The 6,484-nt window shown below is 71.5% G+C and carries 9 protein-coding genes and 1 pseudogene; 1 reads left to right on the forward strand and 9 read right to left on the reverse strand.

The features are described from left to right. A partial coding sequence (locus JNW87_RS32910; RefSeq protein WP_255544653.1) for a hypothetical protein occupies positions 1-1,023 on the forward strand: 1,023 nt, incomplete at its 5' end. A 114-nt stretch (positions 1,024-1,137) separates the two neighbouring features. Here JNW87_RS32910 and truA read toward each other — a convergent pair. From truA to JNW87_RS32955, 9 genes and pseudogenes are all read right to left on the reverse strand, one after another. Further along, a complete protein-coding gene (gene truA, locus JNW87_RS32915; RefSeq protein WP_109801319.1) occupies positions 1,138-1,971 on the reverse strand; it encodes a tRNA pseudouridine(38-40) synthase TruA in 834 nt (277 codons plus the stop codon). Between the two features lie 71 nt (positions 1,972-2,042). After that, entirely contained in the window at positions 2,043-2,600 is a 558-nt protein-coding gene (gene rplQ, locus JNW87_RS32920; RefSeq protein WP_109801283.1) for a 50S ribosomal protein L17, read from the reverse strand. 34 nt (positions 2,601-2,634) lie between these two features. Beyond that, positions 2,635-3,657, reverse strand: a complete 1,023-nt coding sequence (locus JNW87_RS32925; protein WP_007073009.1) for a DNA-directed RNA polymerase subunit alpha — start codon at positions 3,655-3,657, stop codon at positions 2,635-2,637. A 96-nt stretch (positions 3,658-3,753) separates the two neighbouring features. Then, complete coding sequence (rpsD, locus tag JNW87_RS32930; protein ID WP_109801284.1) at positions 3,754-4,380, reverse strand: 30S ribosomal protein S4; 627 nt, start codon at positions 4,378-4,380, stop codon at positions 3,754-3,756. Between the two features lie 13 nt (positions 4,381-4,393). After that, entirely contained in the window at positions 4,394-4,801 is a 408-nt protein-coding gene (gene rpsK, locus JNW87_RS32935; RefSeq protein WP_014440747.1) for a 30S ribosomal protein S11, read from the reverse strand. Between the two features lie 18 nt (positions 4,802-4,819). Beyond that, on the reverse strand, positions 4,820-5,200 hold the full coding sequence (rpsM, locus tag JNW87_RS32940; protein WP_109801285.1) for a 30S ribosomal protein S13: 381 nt from the start codon (positions 5,198-5,200) through the stop codon (positions 4,820-4,822). A gap of 264 nt (positions 5,201-5,464) precedes the next feature. After that, positions 5,465-5,581, reverse strand: a complete 117-nt coding sequence (gene rpmJ / locus JNW87_RS32945; RefSeq protein WP_109801286.1) for a 50S ribosomal protein L36 — start codon at positions 5,579-5,581, stop codon at positions 5,465-5,467. Positions 5,582-5,674: 93 nt separating this feature from the next. After that, positions 5,675-5,896 carry a translation initiation factor IF-1 gene (gene infA / locus JNW87_RS32950; protein WP_007073013.1) on the reverse strand — a complete coding sequence of 74 codons (222 nt, stop codon included), beginning with the start codon at positions 5,894-5,896 and terminating at the stop codon, positions 5,675-5,677. 259 nt (positions 5,897-6,155) lie between these two features. Next, a pseudogene (locus tag JNW87_RS32955) lies at positions 6,156-6,484 on the reverse strand (DUF1707 domain-containing protein); the annotation flags it as partial.

A 6,484-nucleotide genomic window follows, 5' to 3' on the forward strand; every position in this document is an offset into this window, starting at 1 on the left:
AGCCCGAGCCCGGCCCGACCCGCGGTCGACCCGGCCCCGGCCCGGGCCGCTGTGCCAGTGCCGCAATCCGCGCCCACCCAGGCGCCGCAGCCCCCGGCGAGCGCGCCCGGCATCGCCCCGGCCGCTACGTCGGACATCGCCACGGAGACGCCGCCGACCCAGGTTCCCGACCCGAGCCAGCCGCTCGACCTGCCCCGGTCCCGCCACGCCGACCGCAAGCGCGGGGGCGGCCGGACCTGGCAGGTGCTGATCGGCGGCGCGGCCGTCCTGATGCTGCTCGCCCTCTGCGGGCTGGCCGCCGCCGCCCTGCTCCAGAGCCGGACCGCCACCCCGCAGGGCGCCGCGCCGACCAGCCAGCCCATGGCCGAGCAGTCGGCCGCGCCGGACGACGGTCCCGACCTCAACTCCCGGGACACCGACCCGCTGGGGCTGACCGCCAAGGAGGTGTTCCCCGGCAAGGCGCTGGTGGTCGCCGACGGCCAGCCGGGCTACCAGGTGCTCAAGACCCACTCCAGCGGCAGTTGCGCGGTCGCGGCGACCGGCGAGGTCGCCGACCTGCTGGTCCGGCTCGGCTGCAACCAGGTGGTCCGGGCCACCCTCCGCTCCCCGGACGGCGGCCACCTGCTCACCGCCGGGCTGTTCAACCTGACCGACCTGGCCAGCGCCCAGCGGGCCCGGGACCGGATCCGGCAGATGCTCGACGAGCGGCAGGGCCGCCTCCAGGGCATGTCCGCCGGGGCCGACACCGAGGCCGTGGCGAACGCCGCCGCCCGGGTCGGCTGGCAGGTACGCGGCCACTACCTCGCGTACTGCGTGGTGACCCGGGCCGACGGGCAGCGGATCAGCGCCGACGACGCCAAGGTCCGCGAGATCCTGTACGACATGATCGAGGTGCACCTCAACCGCGGCGTGTTGGAGCGGCGGGCGAACGCCGGCGTGGCCAGCCAGCCCACCGACGCCCCGACGGACGGCACCGCCGGCCAGGAGGGCGGCCGCGACGTCCGGGAGTCGCCCGGCACCTGAGCAGCGACCAGGCGGCCCGCCGTCCCCGCCGGCGATGTCCGGCACCGGGACGGCGGGCCGTTCGCCGCCCGGCTCCGGACGGCGGTCGCTCCCCCGCTCCGCGGGGTGGCGGGGTCAGCCCTCGACCACCGGCACCCGGAGTCGGCGGGTCAGGTCGGCGCGGCGGGCATACTCGGCCGGATCCTCCGGATAGCCGACCGCGACCAGGGTCAGCCCGTGCGCGGCCGCCACGGTGACCTCGCTGGAGCGTTCCCGGCGGGTGAGCAGGCTCGCTGGCCACTCGACCGGCCGGCGGCCGTCCCCGGCCACCAGCATCGCGCCGACCAGGCTGCGCACCATCGCCTGGCAGAACGCGTCGGCCTGTACGGTGGCGACCAGGATGCCGTCCGGGTCCCGCCGCCAGTCCAGCCGGGTCACCTCGCGCAGCGTGGTGGCGTTCTCCTTGCGCCGGCAGTACGCGGCGAAGTCGTGCTCCCCGACGAGGCCCGATGCGGCGGCGTTCAGCGCGGTCAGGTCGAGCGGCTTGGGCCAGGCCAGGGTGTCGCGCCGGCGCAGCGGCTCGGCACCCCAGGGGGCGTCGGTGACGCGGTACTCGTAGCGGCGGAAGGTCGCCGAGAAGCGGGCGTCGAAGTCGGCGGGGACCTCGGTCATCGCCCGGACCCGCACGTCGGTGGGGAGCAGCCGGGCCAGCCGGCGCAGCAGCCGGTCCTCGTGCTCCCGCCACACGGCGGTGGGCAGGTCGAGGTGGCAGACCTGGCCGGTGGCGTGCACGCCGGCGTCGGTGCGGCCGGCCACGGTCAGCCCGGTCGCGGTCCCCGCGCCGAGCACCAGGTCCAGCGTCTCGACGAGCACCCCGGCGACGGTGCGCCGGGTCGGCTGGGCGGCCCAACCGGAAAAGTCGGTGCCGTCGTAGGAGACGTCCAGCCGCAACCGGATCCGCTCGTCCACCTCGTACCTCCCGTTCACGGCGTCGCCGGCACCCCAGGGAGGGATGCCGGGCCCGACGATGCTGCCTGTGCTCAGGCCTTGTTCTCGGTGGCCTCGTCGCTGTCCTCGCGGGCGGCGTCGGTGTCACCGGACGCCGACACCGGCGCCTCGGAGTCCTGGTCGACCGGGGTCGACTCCGGGGTCTCCTCGGCCGGGGCGAGCGCCTCGACCTTGTCCTGCTGGGCGGCCTTGCGGGCGGCGGTCTTCTTGTTCGCCTTCGGCTCGGCGACCTGAAGCTCCTCCACCAGCTCGATGATCGCCATCGGAGCGGCGTCACCCTTGCGCGGACCGGTCTTCACGATCCGGGTGTAGCCACCGTTGCGGTTGGCGTACCGGGGCGCGATCTGGTCGAACAGGGCGTAGACCACGTCCTTGTCCTTGACGACGCCCAGCACCCGCCGCCGCGCGGCGAGGTCGCCCCGCTTCGCCTTGGTGATGAGCTGCTCGGCCAGCGGACGCAGCCGCCGGGCCTTCGTCTCGGTGGTCTGGATCTTGCCGTGCTGGAACAGCGCGGTGGCCAGGTTGGCCAGCATCAGCCGCTCGTGCGCGGGGCTGCCGCCGAGGCGGGGGCCCTTGGTGGGCGTGGGCATGCTTGGTGCTCCTCAGGTGTGGCGGCAGCGCGGACTAGAGCTGCTCGGTCTCGCGGTAGTCGTCGGTGTCGTAGTCGGCCTCGCCGAAGGCGTCCACGACGTGCGCCGGGTCGAAGTTCGGGGCCGAGTCCTTCAGCCCGAGACCCATCCCGGCGAGCTTCATCTTGACCTCGTCGATCGACTTCTGACCGAAATTCCGGATGTCGAGGAGGTCGGCCTCGGTACGCCCGATGAGCTCACCAACGGAGTTGATGCCCTCGCGCTTGAGGCAGTTGTAGGAGCGGACGGTGAGGTCCAGCTCCTCGATCGGCAGGGCCAGGTCCGCCGCCAGCTGGGCGTCCTGCGGGGACGGCCCGATGTCGATGCCCTCGGCGGTCTCGTCCAGCTCCCGGGCCAGCCCGAAGAGCTCCACCAGCGTCGAGCCGGCCGAGGCCAGCGCGGTGCGCGGGCCCATCGACGGCTTGGTCTCGACGTCGATGATCAGCCGGTCGAAGTCGGTCCGCTGCTCGACGCGGGTCGCCTCGACGCGGTACGTCACCTTGAGCACCGGCGAGTAGATCGAGTCGACCGGGATCCGGCCGATCTCGGCGCCGGCCTGCTTGTTCTGCGCGGCCGTGACGTAGCCCCGGCCCCGCTCGACGGTCAGCTCCATGTCGAGCCGGCCCTTGCCGTTCAGGGTGGCGAGCTTCAGGTCCGGGTTGTGCACCGAGACACCGGCCGGGGGCTGGATGTCACCGGCGGTCACGTCGCCCGGGCCCTGCTTGCGCAGGTACATGCTGACCGGCTCGTCGTGCTCGGAGCTGACGCAGAGCTCCTTGATGTTCATGACGAGCTCGACCACGTCCTCCTTGACACCGGGGATGGTGGTGAACTCGTGCAGGACACCGTCGATCTTGATCGAGGTGACCGCCGCACCCGGGATGGACGACAGCAGCGTACGCCGCAGCGAGTTGCCCAGGGTGTAGCCGAAGCCCGGCTCCAGCGGCTCGATGGTGAACCGGGAGCGGGTCTCGTTGATCGACTCTTCGGAGAGAGACGGTCGCTGGCTGATGAGCATTTCTTCTCTTCTCTTCCGGGGCGCCCGCTATATGACGCCCACGACACAAACTGTTCCGGTGGCCCGCCCCGGAGGGCGGGCCACCGCAACGAGCCCTTACTTGGAGTAGAGCTCGACGATCAGCTGCTCCTGGACCTGGGTGTCGATCACCTGGCGGGCCGGGAGCGAGTGCACGAGGATCTTCATCTGGCTGGGGATGGCCTCCAGCCAGGCCGGCACCGACCGGGAACCGGCCTGGGCCTGCGCGACGATGAACGGGGTCAGCTCCTTGCTCTTCCCCCGCACCTCGATGATGTCGTGCTCCTTGACGCGGTACGACGGGATGTCGACCTTCTTGCCGTTCACCGTGAAGTGGCCGTGCTTGACCAGCTGGCGGGCCATGTCCCGGGACGAGGCGTAGCCAGCCCGGTAAACGACGTTGTCCAGCCGCGACTCGAGGATCTGCAGGAGGACCTCACCGGTCTTGGCCTGCTTGCCCACGGCCTCCTCGTAGTAACCGCGGAACTGCTTCTCCAGCACGCCGTAGACACGGCGGGCCTTCTGCTTCTCACGGAGCTGGAGCAGGTACTCCGTCTCCTTGGTGCGGCCGCGGCCGTGCTGCCCGGGCGGGAACGGCCGGGACTCGAACGGGCACTTCGGGCCATCGCACTTGCTGCCCTTGAGGAACAGCTTCATCTTCTCCCGCCGGCAACGGCGGCAGTCAGCACCGGTGTAACGAGCCATCTCTCTCTACCTCTCAGACCCGGCGACGCTTCGGCGGACGGCATCCGTTGTGCGGCTGCGGGGTGACGTCGGAGATCTGCCCGACCTCCAGCCCGGCGGCCTGCAGCGAACGGATGGCGGTCTCCCGGCCGGAGCCGGGGCCCTTGACGAACACGTCGACCTTGCGCATGCCGTGCTCCATCGCCCGACGCGCGGCGGCCTCGGCGGCCAGCTGAGCGGCGAACGGGGTCGACTTGCGGGAGCCCTTGAAGCCCACCTGGCCGGAGGAGGCCCAGGAAATGACCGCACCGGTCGGGTCCGTGATGGACACGATGGTGTTGTTGAAGGTGCTCTTGATGTGCGCCTGCCCGTGGGCGACGTTCTTGCGTTCCTTGCGCCGGACCTTCTTGACGGCGGCTCCGGCACGAGCCTTCGGTGGCATAAGTCTGTGCGCTCCTAGTTACTTCTTGCCGGGCTTCTTCTTGCCGGCGACGGTCCGCTTCGGACCCTTCCGGGTCCGCGCGTTGGTCTTGGTCCGCTGGCCACGGACGGGCAGGCCCCGGCGGTGCCGGATACCCGCGTAGCAGCCGATCTCGACCTTGCGGCGGATGTCAGCGGCGACCTCGCGGCGCAGGTCGCCTTCAACCTTGTAGTTGCCCTCGATGTGGCTGCGGAGCTGGACCAGCTCCTCATCCGTGAGGTCCCGAGCGCGCTTGTCCGGCGAGATGCCGGTGGCGGCGAGCGTCTCCAGGGCGCGGGTACGGCCGACCCCGAAGATGTAGGTGAGCGCGATCTCCATCCGCTTGTCGCGGGGGAGATCCACGCCGGCTAGACGTGCCATGTGCGGGCGTACTCCTCGTGATGTTGTTGCGGAGGTGTGGACCCGTCCCACCCCGCTACCGGCCGTCCCGTCTTTCCGACGCTGTCAGCGCCGGCGACCGGGATCGGTCGCTGCCCGAGCGGGCCCCGGCCTCCGACCGGGGGTCAACCACGAGGGAGTACGCGCTGCGTACCGCTCGCGGCTGGGACGAGCTGGTGATGTGCTGTCGGGATCTACGACGCCCGGGCCGATCCGACCGGCCGTGTCACGACCGGTGGGACTGGTTCAGCCCTGGCGCTGCTTGTGGCGCGGGTCGCTGCTGCAGATGACCATGACCCGGCCGTGCCGGCGGATAATCCGGCAGTTGTTGCAGATCCTCTTGACGCTCGGCTTGACCTTCACGGTTGCCTTACTTCCCATCTGGCCCGGAGGCGCGACCACGCGCGACGCCGGACGTCGAAGACGGACACGGGGACGTCCCGGCCGCCGTCAGGCTTACTTGTAGCGGTAGACGATGCGCCCGCGGGTCAGGTCGTACGGCGAGAGTTCGACGACGACCCGGTCCTCCGGCAGGATGCGGATGTAATGCTGCCGCATCTTGCCGCTGATGTGAGCCAGCACCTTGTGACCGTTCGCGAGCTCCACCCGGAACATGGCGTTCGGCAGGGGCTCGATGACCCGACCCTCGATCTCAATGGCTCCGTCTTTTTTCGGCATGTCCTCCGCTGTCCTGACGTCGGTTACTCCGGACGGCCCACAACGTCTTACACGGGCTCCGACGGAAATCGTCGGGCCCGAGCCAGCCGCGGCTCCGACTCCCACCGAAGCGCAGGGTGGGCATGCCGGAGTGGACGCTGTGCGCCGATCTGAAAGTGTACGCCCGCCTGCGGTCCGTCGCCAAACCGACCACCCCGCACGTCACCCGCGCGGGAAAACGGACAGCCGGGGCGGATCCGTTCCGTGACGAGCGAAGACGCTACCGCTCCCCCGCCCGTCGGGCCTGCCGGCGGGCCAGGCGGCGCTCCCGCCGGTCGTCCCGGTGGCGAGGCTCACCGGCCGCCAGGCCGCCCGCCGTCCGCATCAGCAGCAGCGCGCCCCACGGCCCGAGCACCCACAGCGGCCAGTAGAAGACCAACTCCCGGGCGCCGACGGCGGACAGCCCCCAGATCGCGGTCAGGATCGCGGCGACCCGCAGCCACGGCATCCACACCTCGAGCAGCCAGCCGCTCGGTGCGCCGGACGGCACCGGACCGGAGGTCGGGGGCGGCCGGCGGCGGCGCGGGCGCGGCCACGTCGTCGGCGAGG

This window comes from Micromonospora sp. ATA51, from assembly GCF_016802855.1.
GTDB classification, from domain to species: Bacteria; Actinomycetota; Actinomycetes; order Mycobacteriales; family Micromonosporaceae; genus Micromonospora; species Micromonospora sicca.